Source organism: Cytobacillus sp. BC1816 (genome assembly GCF_051353635.1).
GTDB lineage: Bacteria > Bacillota > Bacilli > Bacillales > Cytobacillaceae > Cytobacillus > Cytobacillus oceanisediminis_C.
The window spans coordinates 1,925,151-1,943,683 of record NZ_CP195611.1; the positions used below are offsets into that span (position 1 = coordinate 1,925,151).

Consider the following 18,533-nt stretch of genomic DNA (forward strand, 5'->3'; position numbering starts at 1 on the left):
AAAGCGTTCTGATTTTTTATTAGCCAGAAAAATAGACAGAATTCTTATCAAAATGCCATTTCTTCTATTGATTCACACGTGAAATTTACATTTTCCCCAGCATGAATTGATATTTTTGGGCAAAATGTCCCGGTGAAAAAAATCGAATGGATGTTCGACTTTTTGCTCGACAAATGCATTGAAAAGGTTTATAGTAGAGTTAGGTTTTGAGATGAGACAAAACGAATCTAATCAAAAGATAGATTCGTCTATATAAAAGGAGGAACTATTAGTGAGTGATCGTCAAGCAGCTCTTGAAATGGCGTTAAAACAAATAGAAAAGCAATTTGGTAAAGGTTCTATCATGAAGCTTGGTGAACAGACTGACCGCAAAATTTCCACTGCACCAAGCGGATCCCTTGCCCTTGATGCAGCTCTTGGGGTAGGGGGCTATCCAAGAGGACGTATTATTGAAATTTATGGACCTGAGAGCTCAGGTAAAACAACTGTAGCCCTGCATGCAATTGCAGAGGTTCAGGCAAGCGGAGGGCAAGCTGCTTTTATCGATGCTGAACATGCTCTAGACCCAGTTTATGCACAAAAGCTTGGTGTAAATATTGACGAGCTTCTACTTTCCCAGCCGGATACAGGAGAGCAGGCACTTGAAATTGCAGAAGCACTTGTTCGAAGCGGCGCTGTTGATATTTTAGTAATTGACTCTGTTGCAGCCCTTGTGCCAAAGGCTGAAATTGAAGGGGAAATGGGTGATTCCCATGTTGGTTTACAGGCCCGCCTCATGTCTCAGGCACTTCGTAAACTATCAGGTGCAATCAATAAATCAAAAACCATTGCGATTTTCATTAACCAGATCCGTGAAAAAGTCGGAGTTATGTTCGGAAACCCTGAAACTACTCCTGGCGGACGTGCATTGAAATTCTACTCTTCTGTCCGTCTTGAAGTGCGCCGTGCAGAAACCCTTAAGCAAGGCAATGAAATGGTTGGTAATAAGACAAAGATCAAAGTTGTCAAAAACAAAGTCGCTCCTCCATTCAGAGTGGCGGAAGTAGATATCATGTACGGTGAAGGAATCTCTAAGGAAGGCGAAATCATCGATCTTGGCTCTGAGCTGGATATTGTCCAAAAGAGCGGTTCATGGTACTCATACAACGAAGAGCGCCTTGGCCAAGGCCGTGAAAACGCCAAAGTATTCCTAAAAGAAAACCCTGAAATCCGCCTCACTATCCAAAAACAAATCCGTGAACATTATGGACTTGATGAAGATAAAGTAATCAGCGGAGACGAAGAGCAGGAAGAATTCGAGCTGATCGATTAATACAAAGGAAAAGCAAAGCCCGGGCGGCTTTGCTTTTCTTATAGATATGGAGTGAATAGCGCAGATTTATCCTGTTCTTTCCCCTGCATGAATTGTATTTATTAGGCTGCGAAATAATAAATTGCTTTTTTAGCACAAGGGGAAGAAGGAGTGAAATCCAATTAGTAAAAACAGTGTTTTTTATAGAAAATTTAATTAAGGACTGTAATAATGCTAAATTTTTATATGGTACGTGTTGATTGAAGCGACGAGGAGGCTCGCGGCAGCCCTCGGAAAGCGAGTGCCTTCATCGTAAATCAACACCCCCTTTCAACAGGCTGCATTAAAGTTAGTATTTTCTAGGCATTTAATGTGCCTAATCAAAAATAATTAAGAGTTCAAACCAATCGAAATATTAAGAAAAGCCCACAGGACAAACCCTTGACAATAAAATTCCACAGCTTTACAATTAAAAATGTATATTTTACATTTTATATGTAAAGAAATTCTTACTGAGTTAGACTTTGTCTGGCTCCAGGCTCCATTGGCTATTCATACGTTAATATTATGCCAGCCCTCAAATGGATGCCCAGTGCTTTTTTAAGATTGAAACGTTTAAAAGCCTTAGTGCTGTATGTTGAATTGGACAATGTACATGCCGACACTTTAAAAAACGTAACACAAACAAGTTCATAGCAAGAGGAGGTGAAATGATGGATCTAGTAACAGCAATCATCTCCATTTTGCTTGGCCTAATCGTCGGTGCTATTGTTGGCTATTTTGTTCGCAAATCTATTGCCGAAGCAAAAATTGCAGGGGCTAAAAATGCTGCTGAGCAGATTTTTGAAGACGCAAAGCGAGAAGCTGAGGCTACGAAGAAAGAAGCCCTGCTTGAAGCGAAAGATGAAATTCACAAGCTTCGCACAGATGCGGAAAGTGAAATTCGTGATCGAAGAAATGAACTGCAAAAACAAGAAAATCGCTTAATGCAAAAAGAAGAGAACCTTGATCGCAAAGATGAAACGTTAGATAAACGTGAAGCGCTTTTAGAAAAGAGGGACGATTCTCTTAGCAAAAGACAACAGCATATTGAAGAGATGGAAAGCAAAGTGGACGAGATGATTAAAGAGCAGCAAGCTGAGCTGGAACGCATCTCAGGCTTGACTCGTGAAGAGGCAAAGTCCATCATTTTAGAGCGCACGGAGCAGGAAGTGGCTCACGATGTCGCTATTATGGTAAAAGAGAGCGAGACTAGAGCGAAAGAGGACGCAGATAAAAAAGCGAAGGAAATCTTGTCACTGGCTATCCAAAGATGTGCAGCTGATCATGTAGCTGAAACTACAGTATCAGTTGTCAACCTGCCAAATGATGAGATGAAAGGGCGCATTATTGGCCGTGAAGGCCGTAATATCCGTACTCTTGAAACTCTGACTGGAATTGATCTTATTATCGATGATACGCCGGAAGCGGTTATTTTATCCGGTTTTGATCCGATTCGCCGTGAGACAGCACGCTTAGCTTTAGACAAACTGGTTCAGGACGGACGCATCCATCCAGCTCGGATTGAGGAAATGGTTGATAAGGCCCGCCGTGAAGTGGATGAACACATCCGCGAAATTGGTGAACAAACCACTTTCGAGGTTGGTGTTCACGGTCTGCATCCAGATTTAATCAAAATTCTTGGCCGTTTAAAATTCCGTACAAGCTACGGTCAGAATGTGTTAAAGCATTCAATGGAAGTGGCTCAGCTTTCAGGTTTATTGGCGGCGGAATTAGGACAGGACGAAACATTGGCACGCCGTGCTGGATTGCTTCATGATATTGGAAAAGCAATCGACCATGAGGTGGAAGGAAGCCATGTTGAAATCGGTGTGGAACTTGCCACTAAGTATAAGGAGCATCCTGTTGTCATCAACAGTATCGCTTCCCACCATGGTGACACAGAGCCTACATCGATCATTGCCGTGCTTGTCGCTGCAGCTGATGCTTTATCAGCAGCAAGACCTGGAGCAAGAAGAGAGACTCTTGAGAATTATATTCGACGTCTGGAGAAGCTTGAAGAGATTTCAGAATCCTATGATGGCGTTGAAAAATCATTTGCCATTCAGGCAGGACGCGAAATTCGCATTATGGTTAAGCCTGAACAAATTGATGACCTTGAAGCTCATCGTTTGGCAAGGGATATCCGTAAGAAGATTGAAGAGGAACTTGATTATCCAGGCCACATCAAGGTCACGGTTATCCGTGAAACGAGGGCCGTTGAATATGCAAAATAAAGCGATGCACATGCATCGCTTTTTTCTTTTTCGGGGTGTGCTTTATTTTGATGAAGGAAACTATGTTAAACTAATAATAAAGACTGGAAAAGCATACATATATCTTTAAAAACAGAAAGGGATATGACATGAATATATTGTTTGTCGGAGATGTAGTGGGATCCCAGGGGCGGGATATGATCACTGAATATGTACCGAAGCTAAAAGAAAAATACCGCCCGCATATCACGATTATCAATGGGGAAAATGCAGCGGGAGGAAAGGGAATTACGGAAAAGATATACCGGGGATTCCTGGAGGCCGGTGCTCAGGCGGTAACTCTCGGAAATCATACGTGGGATAACCGGGAGATTTTTGAATTCATTGACCGCGCTAAATATATGGTTCGTCCGGCCAATTTTCCATCAAATAATCCTGGCAAAGGCATGGTGTTTTTAAAATTCAATACAGAGGAAGTAGCGGTTATCAGCCTTCAGGGCAGGACTTTTATGAATACAAGTGATTGTCCTTTCCAAAAGGCGGATGAACTGATAAAGGAAGCCCGTGAAAGGACTCCATTCATTTTTGTTGATTTTCATGCGGAAGCAACAAGTGAAAAACAGGCAATGGGCTGGTATTTGGATGGAAAAGTATCAGCAGTCGTGGGTACGCATACGCATGTGCAGACAGCCGATAACCGTATTTTGCCTGGCGGTACTGCTTTTATGTCTGATGTGGGAATGACAGGCCCTTATGACGGAATCCTTGGTGTTGAAAAAGAAGCTGTGATCAAAAGGTTTTTGACTGGGCTGCCGGTTCGATTTGAGGTTCCGAAAGAAGGCAGGACTCAATTAAGTGCAGCGTTCATTGAGCTAAGTCCAAAAACGGGGCTGGCAAAAAAAATTGACCGGATCTTGATTAACGATGACCACCCTTTTTATACGTAAACAAATAAAAAACTGCATTCGGATGACCGAATGCAGTTTTAGTTTTTTTCAGAAAAATCAGCTTGAAACCCTGCTTTTTTTGTCCAAGCCGGAATATGTGAATTCCAAGCTGAATATAGTAGCAATGGAATGATATATAGACCTGGTGCTAAATTCCATCAAAGCAGTATGACGTGAACGGAAAGTAATTGCCTCTCTGAAGGCATTCGGCCTTTGCAGAAGGGGAATCAGCGCTTTGAGTAATGCATACAGGAGGGGTAAAACGAGGAGGAGCTAGGAATGGAAATATTAAAAGTTTCAGCAAAATCTAATCCTAATTCTGTAGCTGGTGCGCTTGCCGGAGTTCTTCGCGAAAGAGGAAATGCGGAAATCCAGGCAATTGGTGCGGGTGCATTGAACCAGGCTGTTAAGGCAGTAGCGATCGCAAGAGGATTCGTAGCGCCTAGCGGAGTGGATTTAATTTGTATCCCTGCATTCACGGATATTCTGATTGACGGCGAAGAGCGGACTGCCATTAAGCTGATTGTGGAGCCGCGTTAGCCAAAAGCTTCAGAACGGGAAATCATCCATTGTCATATGCATAAGTCAGCAAAATATAAATTCGTTAAGAAATATTAAAACCTGTTTGCATCATAGGCAAACAGGTTCTTTTTTTAATAAGATGTAGCTATACAGAAAAAGGGAGGAAGACAGTGTGAAAATATTTGATGCGCATTGTGATGTCCTATATAAAATGTTTATGGACAGAAAGGTTGACTTTAAAAATTCAGGCAGTCTTCAGGTAAATCTGGAAGGTCTGCAGGCTTCCCGTTTCAAAGTTCAGTGCTTTGCCATATATGTTCCTGAATCTGTACATCCGGAAATGAAGTTCAACGCAGCCCTCTATATGGCCGATCTGTTTTACGACAAAGTGCTTAAGCCCAGCCCGCAATTAAAGCTCATTAGAAGCAGCCGGGACATCGACCTGCTGCAGGATGATGAAATAGGGGCAGTGCTGACATTGGAAGGATGTGATGCAGTTGGCTGCGATCTGCTTAAATTGAAGACGCTTCTCAGGCTGGGAGTGTCTTCAGTAGGACTGACCTGGAATTATGCAAATTGTGCTGCTGATGGAGTGCTTGAAGAAAGGGGGGCAGGGCTTTCTTCGTTTGGCAAACAAGTGGTTTATGAATTAAATGCCAGCAAAGCATGGTGCGATGTATCCCATCTATCTGAACGCGGGTTCTGGGATGTGATGGAATGGGCGGACTATCCTTTTGCTTCTCACTCGAACTGCTATTCGCTGTGCCCGAATCCCCGTAATTTATCAAACGAACAGATTGAAGCCCTGATTGACCGGGACAGTGTGATGGGCATTACATTTGTGACGGAGTTTTTATCAGGAAAACAATCAGCCACAATTACTGATATCCTAAGACATCTTGAACATGTTTGTTCACTAGGAGGAGAAAATCATGTAGGCTTTGGTTCGGATTTTGACGGCACAGATGGAAGAGTTACAGGTTTGGAGGATGCAAGAAAATACGATAGCCTGATAAATGAACTAACAAAATATTATTCTGATATACAAGCTGAAAATTTTCTATTTCGGAATTTTTATAGCAGATTTCCAAGGTGAAAATGGTGAAAAAACTGTATATCAAGGGATATGAGAGACCCATTAATTCCAAAATAAAATGATCTTTTTAGTATTTTTCAAAAAATAAAAAAATATTCATCTTTTAACCAATAAATATTCAGAAAGGGTTGCTTTTTTAGACGCATAGGTCTAGAATTGAAAGCGTTTAGTACCCATCCATCTTCCAAAAATATAGCCTTAAAGGCATGTTGAATGACCGGATTACTGGACAAGTACTACACTTATATTAAATAAACGTTTTTACATAATTTCTTAACGTATCTAAAGGGGTGTAAGACATGATCAATCAACTTTCATGGAAAGTTGGAGGACAGCAAGGGGAAGGTATTGAAAGTACCGGGGAGATTTTCTCCATTGCGCTAAATCGTTTAGGCTACTACCTGTACGGTTACCGCCACTTTTCATCACGTATTAAGGGCGGGCACACGAATAACAAGATTCGCGTCAGCACGTCACAAATTCGTTCTATTTCGGACGATTTAGATATTCTGGTAGCTTTTGACCAGGAAACAATCGATTTAAACTACAAAGAACTTCACGATAAAGGGATCATGATTGCAGATGCAAAGTTTGATCCTAAACAGCCAGAAGATACGAATGCAGCTTTGTATGCAGTCCCTTTTACAGAGATTGCTACAGAGCTTGGAACATCCCTGATGAAAAACATGGTTGCTGTTGGAGCGACATGTGCAGTTCTAAATTTAGATATTAAAGTATTTGAAGAAGTAGTTCAAGAGATTTTTGGGCGAAAAGGGCAGCAGGTTGTCGATAAGAACATGGAAGCCATTCAGGCTGGCTTTGATTTCATGAAAGAAAAGCTTAGTGATGACGTGGAATTAATGGAGCTTGAAAAGGCTGACGGACTGAAGCGTTTATTCATGATCGGAAACGATGCAATCGCTCTTGGTGCACTTGCAGGCGGATGCCGCTTCATGGCTGCTTATCCAATCACACCTGCATCCGAAATCATGGAATATCTGATTAAAAAGCTTCCGGCTCTTGGCGGATCTGTCATCCAGACAGAAGATGAAATTGCCGCAGTTACTATGGCAATAGGTGCGAACTACGCAGGTGTCCGCTCACTTACAGCATCTGCTGGCCCTGGGCTTTCCCTTAAAATGGAGGCGATCGGCCTTTCAGGAATTACTGAAACACCGCTGGTTATCGTTGATACACAGCGTGGCGGCCCTTCTACAGGACTTCCGACAAAGCAGGAGCAATCAGACTTAATGGCAATGATTTACGGAACTCATGGCGAAATTCCAAAAATCGTGCTTGCTCCAAGTACGGTACAGGAAGCATTCTATGATACGGCTGAAGCTTTCAACCTTGCGGAAGAATATCAGTGCCCGGTTATTGTTCTCTCAGACCTGCAGCTTTCTCTTGGAAAGCAGACAGTGGAGCCGCTTGATTTCAGCAAAGTTGAAATCCGCCGAGGAAAGCTTGTTACAGAAGAACTTCCTGAAATTGAAAACAAAGGCTACTTCAAACGCTTTGAAGTTACAGAAGATGGAGTTTCACCTCGTGTGATCCCTGGTATGAAGAACGGAATTCACCATGTGACCGGTGTGGAACATGATGAAACTGGAAAACCTTCAGAATCAGCTGCAAACCGGAATGCTCAAATGGATAAGCGTTTCCGCAAGATTGAAAATATTAAATTCAATACACCTGTTCACAAGCATGCTCCTCATGAAGAAGCAGACTTGCTGATTGTCGGCTTCAACTCAACACGCGGTGCAATTGAGGAAGCAATGAGCAGGCTTGAACAGGACGGTATTAAAGTAAATCATGCACAAGTTCGCCTGATTCATCCTTTCCCAACTGATGATTTATTGCCGCTTGTGAAGTCAGCTAAGAAAATTGCTGTAGTAGAAAACAACGCTACAGGACAATTAGCGAACATCATGAAGATGAACGTCGGACATGCTGAGAAAGTACATAAGCTATTAAAGTACGACGGAAATCCATTCTTGCCGCATGAAATTCACACAAAATGCAAGGAGTTGTTCTAAATGGCCACGTTTAAAGATTTTCGCAATAATGTAAAACCAAACTGGTGCCCAGGCTGTGGAGACTTCTCCGTGCAGGCTGCGATTCAGCGTGCGGCAGCAAATGTTGGTTTAGAGCCTGAGAACTTAGCTGTAGTATCAGGCATCGGATGCTCCGGACGTATTTCCGGCTACATCAATTCATACGGTTTCCACGGCATTCATGGGCGTTCACTGCCAATCGCCCAGGGTGTGAAAATGGCTAACCGGGATTTAACAGTTATCGCATCCGGCGGTGACGGAGATGGATTCGCGATCGGTATGGGCCATACGATCCATGCGATCCGCCGTAATGTGAACATCACTTATATCGTAATGGATAACCAAATCTATGGTTTAACAAAAGGACAGACTTCACCGCGTTCTGCGGCTGGCTTCAAAACCAAGTCTACTCCACAAGGTTCTATTGAGCAGGCGATTTCTCCAATGGAAATGGCATTAACTGCCGGTGCGACTTTCGTGGCACAAAGCTTCTCAACTGACCTTAAAGATCTGACTGCGTTAATCGAAGCAGGCATTAAGCATGATGGCTTCTCTTTAATTAACGTGTTCAGCCCATGTGTTACATATAATAAAGTAAACACATATGACTGGTTTAAAGAAAACCTGACAAAGCTTAGCGATGTGGAAGGCTATGACAATTCAAGCCGTGAAATGGCCATGCAGACTCTTATGAAGCACAGTGGCCTAGTAACTGGCTTAATCTATCAGGACACAGAGCGCAAGTCATACCAGGAATTGCTTTCAGGTTACTCTGAATCACCTTTATCACAAGCGGATCTTGAACTAGATCAAGCTCACTTTGATAAACTTGCAGCTGAATTTATGTAATAGAAAGAAGCCCGGGGCTCCCGGGCTTCTTTTTTTGACGGAGATATGGCTATTGTGAATTTGGCAAATAAAACGTTAAAACTGGGGAAATGAAAGCAGAATTTGAGTAAACATATCAGGAAAATAAGGAAAGTTTAGAAGAATCCGGGGAAACAATCTGCATAATGGAGAAAGCATTCACCAAAGGCGAAGCTTAAGGAGATTGTATATAATGTGACACTTATCACACAAAAAATATTAAATTTAGTCTAGTATTAGTGATTGTGCAGGATTAAAACTATACCAGAACGTACATACAAGTAATAGCTGCTGATAAGAGGCTGAGTGCTGTTTTCTATTGTTTTAACTATAAGAAAGCCTTATACTATAATAATGTGCACATATATAAAATGCACACACATAATAGCTGAAAATTGAGTTTAAATGATAGATGCTGCTCAGGAGAAAGAGAAAGGGGATACATGATGAACGAAAAACAGCGTTTAGAAAGCCAGCAAGTGCAAACAGCTAATCCTTCGGACAAAAAATCCGTAAAGGACTACTCCTACGCTTCGCTTTCATTCAGCCTTACAGCCCCAAGGCTTCAAGCTACTTTCCGCTAAGTTGAAATTATGAGTTTGCCGTAATCTTCGCTAATACTAAAAAGGCGAGGGATTACAGTAAATGAACCTATCACTAGAAGATTACATTACGGAAATCGAAATCCAAAATTATAGCAAGTATACCGTCAAGAACAAGAAAGCCATTTTATTACAGTTTGAAAGATGGTTATGGGAATCCTTTCAGATGGAACTAGAGGATGCTACTACAAGACATATCAAACGGTGGATTAAATATCTTCTCGATAAAGGTATCAAAGCTAACACCACTAACACCAAACTAAAGACCTTGAATAACTTTTATAAGTTTTGTATCAAAGAAAAGATACTGAAGGATAACCCTTTAGACGATATAGAACTACTGAAAGAAGAAAAGGTAATGATTAAGCCTTTTAGCATTGAGGACATTCAGAAGATGATTGACTTCTATTGTGGGAGTAATTTCATGGATGTTAGAAACAGAACTATCTTAACCTGCTTATTTGAAACTGGTGTCCGTTCTGCTGAGTTATCAGGACTTCTATTAACGGATGTATTCGATGATGCCCTATTGATTAGGGGTAAAGGTAACAAGCAACGATTAGTACCTGTAAGCCTTCATTTAAAGCGTCAGCTAACGAAGTATAGAAGGGCTAGAGAGAAGTATCTAAAAGGGGAAGAATGCCCCTTCCTGTTCGTCTGTACACGTACCAAAGGTGGAGGGTTAAAGAAGGATGTATCCTCTATCGGTAGAATGGGTCATGATGCTGTACTTAACGTTGTTAAACGGTCAGGGAAAGCCTGTGGGGTAGATGTAAAGCTTTTGGTTCATAGTTGTAGGAGAAGCTATGCACAAATCTCTCTAGGGCATACAGACCTTTATACGGTGTCACGATTGTTAGGACATAACCAGTTAGCGACAACCGAAAGATATATACAATCAATGGAAGACAAAACGGTACTGGAAAGAGGAAGGAACGCTTCGCCGTTAACCACTCTTAGAAAGAGATACTCCTAATTAAATCATGCTACAAGCCTACCTATTAACGGTAGGTTTTTTTGAACTAAAGGGCTGTTTATATTAATAGGAATACTTACATAATAATATTGGAGGTGTTGAAATGATTACCGTTAAAAATGCTGAAAGTTATCTTAAAGATAAGATTGGTGAAGATGCTGATAATATAAAAGAAGTTTGGGAAGCATTTAAGGATTTTTGTAAAGAACCAGTTGAGGGAGAAGAAGATAAAGAAATTCTATTTCAATGTGGTGTTTATGATTTTACTGGAGAGGACTTATTTCATTTTGATTTTGTACGTCAATTTACTAATTATGAAGATGATGAGTATTCTCATATGGAACAACTTCACTGTGAATTTTTATTTAAACCGACAGTTGAGTTAAGAAAGTTAGAAGTATCAGAATGGTCAATGGATTATGATGATATAGATGATTTTTTTAATCATATAGAAAACCTTCAGGAGTTTAAAATACCTTTGAATTTAAAGCCGATAAATTCAGAAATATATCAAGAAGAAGTTTAAATTTTATTGAACTAACAGGTGCGTTTCTACAATAATGTGGAGACGCTTTTTCTTTACTTGACTAAACGATTAATCTATTTTGTTTCGCCAATTTATATTGAGAAAAAATAAAAATGGATGCCCCGATTTTATGTTAGAAATGTATTAGATATTAATACCCACCACCAAATTCTTCCAATATTTAAACTACCCCTACCATTACCAACAATTACCAACCTTATTCAATCAACCGTTATGGTAACAAATGGATTAAATGTTATGAAATAACAAGAAGGACTAAAAGGGTGAATATGGTAATAGATACAGGATATGTCAATGTGTTATCATCAAATAATCAATTGGGATTAAATGGTACATAGAAATAAGCGTTGTTATATATGGTACATACTGGATATAGAGGGATAATAAACCGTTCTATTCTATTGGTATAAAAATCCATATTACCAGGAATATATTTACTTTTATGGAAAGTGGAGGGGTATGCGGTCTGCTTCATACATAATTATATTTATACACATAAATGTATATGATATTCATTACCCCCACAATTAAGGATAGTGTACCTAGGATATGAAAGATAATCTCCTATGGATTACAGTAAGTATCACCCCAATTCTTACCACCTTGGTTGTATGAGGGTTGTATAAAGACAATCTCCATATTCCTTAAATTGGTACTTGACATAACGGTGTATTTACCCTTACTTGACAAACCTCTTTACCAACAAATGTAGATTACTTCCCTGTAAATTTCTTGTTGACAAGATGGGTATTTTATGATTTGAAAATCCCTTCAAAATAACCATTGACAAAAGTATTTTTCTGTGATTAAGTTAATTCCCAACAATTTACTATTGACATTTGTGTGGTACAACGCTAGAAAATAATCACTAGGTTGGACATAAAGTGTCCCACTAATCGCTGCTATCATAGGCTTTGTTGGAACTTGTCATAGTTGGGGAGGGTGTAAACGGTGGACAAAAAGTGTACATAGTCTTTCTTTCTTATATAAAAGAGTTTTCACCGTTATATTCTCCATAACCTTTCTACTAATCTCCTATATATCCCTTGATAGGGAAGCTGACTGGAAGGAAGCAGGGTAGAAAGTACAATCTAATAATAACCTGCACTGTTTTTTCTAACAATGACTAAGCTTCGCTTTGTTGTTTCTTATTAACTATCAATCAATTAACAAACGGTAAACTTAAGTAACTATCTATTACCTAGGGAAATTTAGGGGCACTTTTTACAGTAGTTTCTAAAAGTTTTTTAAATAATTTTATCTATCTATTATATAGGGAATTTCAAAGCCACTTTTTATAGTGGTTTTTTTTATTTCCAAAGGGCAGGGGTGCAGATTTCAAATTTCACTCGTTAATAGAGTATAGGGGTGCAAATAACAAGTTTCGCTTTATTAAAAATATATAGGGGTGCAAATATCCGATTCACTTTGTTATTAGGATATAGGCATTAAAAAACATCTAGGAGGAACAAGAATGAAATTCCAAACATATCTACACCAAGTATTTAGAAAGAATGTAAGAGAAGCAGGGCTAATAAAGAATGGTAGACAGCGTACAGCCCTCATAAACAATGAAATAGACAAGCTAGAGGATGAATACCTTAAGGAACGTGAAGAGGACTTAGAGGGCTTCAAGAAGCTTATAGGGGCTACCGTATCAGGTGACTTTGGATATGAAGCATTTACAACATACGGAGAAGGTACTGGAACTACTTTTAAGATTGCTAGAGGACAAAGGGAAGCTATGAGAATGGATGCCTATGAGTATCTAGTAAAATATATGACTTCCTTTAAAGGACAGCACACACATAAAGGGGGTTGGGGCTTCCAGTCATACGAATACCAAAATGATGAGATAAAGAACCCTAACCATAAAGACAATGCACAGAATGCCCTCAGGTACAAGGAAGACGATGAAGGCAAGGAAGAATGTATTTTCAATCTAACCCATGTAAACCCTGCCTATGTCCTATCTAATAACTCACTGGGGAAGACGGTAGAGGATGAAGTAATAGAGAAGGAAGAGGACAAGGAACTGCATAAGGCTATCCGTCAATTAACTATGAATCAGCAATCTATTATTTACCTGCATTACTTTTACGGTATGCCCTTTAAAGAGGTTGCCACAGTAATGGAATGCAACGTATCTAATGTTTACCAACACCACACGCTAGCAATCAACAAACTACAAAAACTATTAACTAAAGGAGAAGTGACAACTATGACAACAAACACTATTAAATCTAACCCAATCAAAAAGGAAACAAGCCTAAAGGACTACCCAAGATGGTACGGTAACACTAAGCCTGTTTACAGCCAATACTGCAATGTAGGACATACAAGCCAATGGACAAGAGGTTTTAAAACTGAAAATAAATAAAACTTTTTTAGGAAAACACTGTAAAAAGTGGGTGTCTAATGCCCTAGGAAGTATAAGGACAGTCGAGAGATTGACCCGAAGTTTCATGACATTTGTATTTCCTCTCTTACTAGGTTACCTAAATTACTAGAGTTTGGGTAACCAATGAAGGACTGGAAAACCTTCAGAAGATTGGTCAGGATTCAAACCAATTCTTCAATATGACAAAGTGGATTTGTCCTTGTAATTTTTCTTTGTTTACTTGATTTCATCATTCATCAGGTGGGGTTTACTTTTGTGTGTAGAGGTTGCCCCGCCAAACCTTTTTTTATTTTAGTGGAGATTCTTCACCAACATGGGAAAAAGCAAGAAGAAAAACTGGCATAGCCAAGAGGAAACAATTGTAAGTATCCCACCGCCATTTTCTTTATCGTTCTACTGTCCTTTTCCTTGGAAGGGTTGAGGTAACAGTCTTGAGTTTGGATGTTTGGTTCTTCATAGGTAAGGGGTTGCTTATGAGGGTAAAAAAACCAAAACCAAACAGTAGGGGAAAAGGAAACCAAAGACACAGACATTCCCCTGCTTCACCCGTTACAACATGATTGTAATGGCTAAGGACATTCCTATTAAATTCTATCCAGTGAGGTAGAAATAGGGGTGTCCAAATGTTTTTATAATCGACAACACTATCAGGAGGTTAGGAAGTGATATGAACCAGATATTAGAAGACACAATAACAATACTATCCAAGGAGAATGAGAGATTAAAGAGGAAATATTTCTTTGCTACTAAGGATAATTATGATTTAAACAAACAGCTAAAAGAAGCACTGGAAGAGAATGAGAAATTGGAAATAGAATACAAACGGTTAACCTCAATGATACAACGATATGACAAGGGGAGAATTTAAACATGAATATGCAAGCATTCTTAAATACAGCAGTAGGAAGACAAATGAAGGCAATGGCAGAAAAACACGTAGCACAGAGAAAGGCAGAACGTCAAGGCTACCAAGAAGAGTTAAGGCAGTTACTAGCCAAGGGGAACACAAGCACAAACATAGTACAGAATAGAGGGGAAACACGTTTTGTGAATATGGAAGGTGTACTAAGTTTCTATACGGTGGGTGATACTGGAACGGTTAAAGACCTAAAACCATTAACAATGGAGACTTTCCAATCTATGGATAAGTTAGACCAAATGAAGTTTAAGGAAAATTACCCTGCTGAGTACATGGCAATCGAATACGGTTCATTCAAACAGGACTTATCAAAGGAGTTCTTTGAGGGTGCAGTAGTAGCAAACAACACAGACCACAGGGAACTGGAAATGTATCTTAACCGCCCTAAAGTAAATCACGACTTTGAATATCATCAGAACTTAGAAGTATCCTCCGCCTATGATTCATTTGAGGACTACCAACAAGGGTTAACAAAAGAGTTAAAAGCATACCGCCAAGATAATTCGGTAGAGGGGAGAGTACAAAGACAGCAACGTGTAGACGAACTAAAAAGCAAGATTAACGAAATTGATTCAGAGGTAGGAAGTGGGGAATAACATCCCTGCTTCTTTTTTTTCTAATCATAAAAGGAAGGGATAGATAAAAGTGGAAAAGCAGCTAAAACGACACAATACAAAAAATGGTAAATCAAAGCCGGATTATTTATCTGAGACACAAGAAGCTTTTTGTTATGCGTATATCGAACATGGGCAGAACCTTCAAAAAGCAATAGATGAAATCGGTATTAAATCCCGTACCACTGGTTATAAGTATTTAGACAATCCACTGGTACAAGCCAAGATACAGCAGATTCAGGAAATTCATATTAAACCGTTAGTTATTCAGACCACCAAGAAAATGGAATTACTAACAAATATTGCAAAGGGTGAGGACTACAACTATTATCCAAACTTTAAGACTGGTGAAATCATTAAAGCCCCAGTGAATGCCAGTGACAAAATCAAAGCCATTGAGTTAATGAGTAAGATTGACGGTGACTTTAATATCAGACATACGATAGACCAACAAAAGACCGTCTTTGTTATCGGTGGAGAGGAACTGGAAGAGGGGAGAAAAAGAAAAATCATTGAAGCTGATATTTCCTATCTTATGGAGGGTGAAAAGAATGATTGAAGTCTTTACTGTTTTCCCTGATGGGGATTATTCTCTTTCTAAAGTACCAAGGGATAGAATTAAATCAGTATTTAAGAAACTAGATACTAAGCCTGAAATGGTTATAGGGGGCATACCGTACAAGGTGAATCATTACACTGGAATCGGTACTAACATTTTAACGGACAATGACTGTATAAAAGTCTACTTGCAGAATTTAGAAGGGGAAGTATATCCGTACTTATTTTATCCAATTGGAGATGGTGAATAATGTACAAGGTTGTTTTCTATAATCGGTACAAAGAATATCTTTGTTTCTTTATAGTGGATGAAACAAAGGAAGCTGTAACAAAGTTTAAGAGAACGGGTTATTTTATAAATCAGGGTACTTTCGCAACTGGAACTGTATACCGTCAGGATTCTAACGGGGAACATACCATAAAAGAAGGCAGGATTTTAATTTAGGGGATAGCCTTAACTGGTTATCTCCTTTTTCTATATATAAAAAAAGACTTCCCGAAGGAAGCCCACTATGTACCGTTATTTCAAAGTTGCTGTACCTCTTCCAAAAGTGTATTTATCATCACACTCTTTACAGTTAGTATAAATATCGCTGTCTCTAAAACCTGGAATAGCATCTTTTTCATAAAAGACTTTACCTTTTCCACAAGGGCACTCGTATTCTTCATTGATTACTTCTCCACTACCTGCACCATAGCCCTTATGGTAATTTGACGAACTGCTAAGTTCTTTTAGTTGCATACTTTTCCACCTCACTTTCTATTCTAATTATATTGTGAAATAACCAATATTTACTACTAAAATATCTGACTATTATTAAGCATGGGTTAAAACCAAGTTACTACCTTCATTACTTTGGATTTTACGAACAATCCCTTGAACAACAATATTATCTAACTTTAAGCATGTACTCAGAATTTTATTTTTTGTTGCATTATCATTGTTGTTTAAATGCAATCCGTCATTATACAGAGGTTGAAGTAAGAAATAATCTTCAGGTACATTTACACCTTGTCCAACAGCATAGTTTAACTTGTTTATTGTAGTGTGAGATTCAATATATTTCGTTTTTTCCTCATCAGTAGATAGCAAATCATATACTAACTTTTCTATCTTTACTCTAATCGCACATATTATCTTTAACGGGTCGTAGCTTTCACCATTTAAAAATTTTTCAGTTTCATTATGTATCATTTCATAAAAAATTGAAGAATCATGATAGTCATTATTAGTAATTAACGGTTTATCACTTGCAGAAAATTGGAAGCCTTCAGGATGATAATGTAAATAATATTTCGATAAGTTATCTCCTAACTCTCGATGGGCTTTATTACTTCTAATTTTCAGTAATTCTAGCATGGTCCTATCTTGAGTGTATGAGTAATTTTTTAAATAATGGATTTTAGGTCTATTAAAGTAATAGTTATTAAAAAGCGTAGGGTCTAAATGGGTTAATATTATCGGAAACAGTACTTTACCGTTTTCTCTACAATCTTCAATCATCTTTGATAAATAATACTGTACAATCAACATGTTAGAACCATCAAGATAATCAAAAATTTCATCTATAATTAGAACTCCTATGTCTTTTGTGAATTTAACCCTAAACTTGGAAAGGTTAGATATAAAACTTAAAACATCTCTTTCACCGTTAGACATTTTATTAGCAGCTAAAAATTCAATAACAAGTTTATTTCTTGTTTCTTTTGTTCGAATAGTTCTTCCAGTTGTATTAAATATTTTTAGTTTATAGTCTATATCTTTACGAATCTCAGCATATTCTAAATATGTTTTAGCTTTTTTTATATCACTACCCATTTCCTTAATTACTTCAATAATTTGAATTGCGGTTAATAATAAATCTTTTTCGTTTTCTTCTTTTAACTCGAAAGGTAGGTTTTCTAATCCCTCTACAATATTTAGTGCTTCTGAGAGTAATGTATTTCCTTTAAATGATGTTATTGAATCATTTGAAATACTACTTTTTATCCTTGAAGCTGAACCACTTTCCTCCATTTGTTCAAAGAGTAGGTTAATTATGTTTTGGGGTCTTACCTGTTTTGAACACTTTTTAAGAATTTCAAAGTTATCACAAATTATTGTTAAATTTTTTACACTTTTAAATACTTCCGCAATGTTTAGAAAAACTTTGCCTTTTCCCTCAAACTTCTCTCTAAATTCACTTATCTTATAAGGGATTTCAACTTTTGAAGGTACATTTTTATAAATTTCTAAATCTCGCACACCTAAACTTGCTGTTCCTGTAGAAAACCCTCCATGCCTTCGAGAAGTGCTTTTTGCATAGACTGGATTGTTTATCACATATGTATCAATTAAAGGACTAATTTCATTCTTGGTTGTATCAGCTACAAGTGTACTATTGCCAACATCATCTAAGACAAGTTCCAGTGCTAATGAGGGAAGGTTTGTATCGTCACCCTGAAAGAAATCTTCCTTATCCAATTCAATTTTGTTGGATTTCAATGCTTTAAAAGTCGTAGCAATGGTACTTTTACCAAACCCATTAGGTGCAACAAATAAATTAGGGAAATTGGCATGTAATTCATTGAATCTTAATTCATATAAATCCTTCCCTTTTACATTCTCAATTTTAATTCTATTAATCTTATTAATCGTTCTCAATCCTTTCTATGTAAATACACCCATTATTATATTACCATATGTTGGATTTATAGGATTGGTCTAAATTTAATTATGAGAAAAATAAAAAATTGACACCGAATTATTAGACTGCTATATAGCAGGAAAATCCTATGAGTTTATGTTCTTCCCACAGTTTTAAGAAAAAAAGTGTAAAATTCTTTATTGAACTAACTAGCAGTTAAGTTCAGGAAGGTGTTTTTATCAGTATTGGAGAATATG

The 18,533-nt window shown here is 38.3% G+C and carries 17 protein-coding genes; 15 read left to right on the forward strand and 2 right to left on the reverse strand.

Annotated elements, in window-relative coordinates; all coding sequences use genetic code 11:
• Positions 1-271 precede the first annotated feature (271 nt).
• The 15 genes from recA to ACR42H_RS10140 all read left to right on the forward strand — a co-directional run bounded on the left by recA (position 272) and on the right by ACR42H_RS10140 (position 16,094).
• Entirely contained in the window at positions 272-1,312 is a 1,041-nt protein-coding gene (recA, locus tag ACR42H_RS10070) for a recombinase RecA (protein ID WP_113882009.1), read from the forward strand.
• Between the two features lie 692 nt (positions 1,313-2,004).
• Entirely contained in the window at positions 2,005-3,567 is a 1,563-nt protein-coding gene (rny, locus tag ACR42H_RS10075; RefSeq protein ID WP_113882010.1) for a ribonuclease Y, read from the forward strand.
• A gap of 128 nt (positions 3,568-3,695) precedes the next feature.
• Entirely contained in the window at positions 3,696-4,493 is a 798-nt protein-coding gene (locus ACR42H_RS10080; protein WP_113882011.1) for a TIGR00282 family metallophosphoesterase, read from the forward strand.
• A 279-nt stretch (positions 4,494-4,772) separates the two neighbouring features.
• Positions 4,773-5,033: a stage V sporulation protein SpoVS gene (gene spoVS / locus ACR42H_RS10085; protein ID WP_009330666.1), complete on the forward strand. Its 261-nt coding sequence runs from the start codon at positions 4,773-4,775 to the stop codon at positions 5,031-5,033.
• Positions 5,034-5,187: 154 nt separating this feature from the next.
• On the forward strand, positions 5,188-6,111 hold the full coding sequence (locus tag ACR42H_RS10090) for a dipeptidase (RefSeq protein WP_436375851.1): 924 nt from the start codon (positions 5,188-5,190) through the stop codon (positions 6,109-6,111).
• A gap of 299 nt (positions 6,112-6,410) precedes the next feature.
• Positions 6,411-8,147: a 2-oxoacid:acceptor oxidoreductase subunit alpha gene (locus ACR42H_RS10095; RefSeq protein ID WP_113882013.1), complete on the forward strand. Its 1,737-nt coding sequence runs from the start codon at positions 6,411-6,413 to the stop codon at positions 8,145-8,147.
• Entirely contained in the window at positions 8,148-9,014 is an 867-nt protein-coding gene (locus ACR42H_RS10100; protein ID WP_113882014.1) for a 2-oxoacid:ferredoxin oxidoreductase subunit beta, read from the forward strand.
• 663 nt (positions 9,015-9,677) lie between these two features.
• Positions 9,678-10,610, forward strand: a complete 933-nt coding sequence (locus ACR42H_RS10105) for a tyrosine-type recombinase/integrase (RefSeq protein ID WP_436375854.1) — start codon at positions 9,678-9,680, stop codon at positions 10,608-10,610.
• 103 nt (positions 10,611-10,713) lie between these two features.
• Positions 10,714-11,136, forward strand: a complete 423-nt coding sequence (locus ACR42H_RS10110) for a hypothetical protein (RefSeq protein ID WP_436375856.1) — start codon at positions 10,714-10,716, stop codon at positions 11,134-11,136.
• Between the two features lie 1,495 nt (positions 11,137-12,631).
• Positions 12,632-13,537: an RNA polymerase sigma factor gene (locus tag ACR42H_RS10115; protein ID WP_436375859.1), complete on the forward strand. Its 906-nt coding sequence runs from the start codon at positions 12,632-12,634 to the stop codon at positions 13,535-13,537.
• Between the two features lie 688 nt (positions 13,538-14,225).
• Positions 14,226-14,426 (forward strand): hypothetical protein, encoded by a 201-nt coding sequence (locus ACR42H_RS10120; RefSeq protein ID WP_436375861.1) that lies wholly within the window; start codon positions 14,226-14,228, stop codon positions 14,424-14,426.
• Positions 14,427-14,428: 2 nt separating this feature from the next.
• The gene (locus ACR42H_RS10125; RefSeq protein WP_436375864.1) at positions 14,429-15,073 is read left to right on the forward strand and encodes a hypothetical protein; all 645 of its coding nucleotides are present in this window, start codon (positions 14,429-14,431) and stop codon (positions 15,071-15,073) included.
• 49 nt (positions 15,074-15,122) lie between these two features.
• On the forward strand, positions 15,123-15,650 hold the full coding sequence (locus tag ACR42H_RS10130) for a terminase small subunit (protein ID WP_436375866.1): 528 nt from the start codon (positions 15,123-15,125) through the stop codon (positions 15,648-15,650).
• Positions 15,643-15,900 carry a hypothetical protein gene (locus tag ACR42H_RS10135; RefSeq protein WP_436375868.1) on the forward strand — a complete coding sequence of 86 codons (258 nt, stop codon included), beginning with the start codon at positions 15,643-15,645 and terminating at the stop codon, positions 15,898-15,900. The genes ACR42H_RS10130 and ACR42H_RS10135 overlap by 8 nt, the downstream gene beginning before the upstream one ends.
• The gene (locus ACR42H_RS10140; protein WP_217026629.1) at positions 15,900-16,094 is read left to right on the forward strand and encodes a hypothetical protein; all 195 of its coding nucleotides are present in this window, start codon (positions 15,900-15,902) and stop codon (positions 16,092-16,094) included. The genes ACR42H_RS10135 and ACR42H_RS10140 overlap by 1 nt, the downstream gene beginning before the upstream one ends.
• Positions 16,095-16,169: 75 nt before the next feature.
• On the opposite strand, the gene ACR42H_RS10145 is transcribed toward ACR42H_RS10140, so the two are convergent.
• Positions 16,170-16,391: a hypothetical protein gene (locus ACR42H_RS10145; RefSeq protein WP_217026628.1), complete on the reverse strand. Its 222-nt coding sequence runs from the start codon at positions 16,389-16,391 to the stop codon at positions 16,170-16,172.
• Positions 16,392-16,466: 75 nt separating this feature from the next.
• Positions 16,467-18,293: a hypothetical protein gene (locus ACR42H_RS10150; protein WP_436375871.1), complete on the reverse strand. Its 1,827-nt coding sequence runs from the start codon at positions 18,291-18,293 to the stop codon at positions 16,467-16,469.
• Positions 18,294-18,533 lie beyond the last annotated feature (240 nt).

Coding starts and splice junctions, on each gene's coding strand:
- ACR42H_RS10100 (WP_113882014.1), top strand. CDS start 8,148: ATGGCCACGTTTAAAGATTTTCGCAATAATGTAAAACCAAACTGGTGC.
- ACR42H_RS10125 (WP_436375864.1), top strand. CDS start 14,429: ATGAATATGCAAGCATTCTTAAATACAGCAGTAGGAAGACAAATGAAG.
- rny (WP_113882010.1), top strand. CDS start 2,005: ATGGATCTAGTAACAGCAATCATCTCCATTTTGCTTGGCCTAATCGTC.
- ACR42H_RS10080 (WP_113882011.1), top strand. CDS start 3,696: ATGAATATATTGTTTGTCGGAGATGTAGTGGGATCCCAGGGGCGGGAT.
- ACR42H_RS10105 (WP_436375854.1), top strand. CDS start 9,678: ATGAACCTATCACTAGAAGATTACATTACGGAAATCGAAATCCAAAAT.
- ACR42H_RS10095 (WP_113882013.1), top strand. CDS start 6,411: ATGATCAATCAACTTTCATGGAAAGTTGGAGGACAGCAAGGGGAAGGT.
- ACR42H_RS10145 (WP_217026628.1), bottom strand. CDS start 16,391: ATGCAACTAAAAGAACTTAGCAGTTCGTCAAATTACCATAAGGGCTAT.
- ACR42H_RS10135 (WP_436375868.1), top strand. CDS start 15,643: ATGATTGAAGTCTTTACTGTTTTCCCTGATGGGGATTATTCTCTTTCT.
- spoVS (WP_009330666.1), top strand. CDS start 4,773: ATGGAAATATTAAAAGTTTCAGCAAAATCTAATCCTAATTCTGTAGCT.
- ACR42H_RS10120 (WP_436375861.1), top strand. CDS start 14,226: ATGAACCAGATATTAGAAGACACAATAACAATACTATCCAAGGAGAAT.
- ACR42H_RS10110 (WP_436375856.1), top strand. CDS start 10,714: ATGATTACCGTTAAAAATGCTGAAAGTTATCTTAAAGATAAGATTGGT.
- ACR42H_RS10115 (WP_436375859.1), top strand. CDS start 12,632: ATGAAATTCCAAACATATCTACACCAAGTATTTAGAAAGAATGTAAGA.
- ACR42H_RS10140 (WP_217026629.1), top strand. CDS start 15,900: ATGTACAAGGTTGTTTTCTATAATCGGTACAAAGAATATCTTTGTTTC.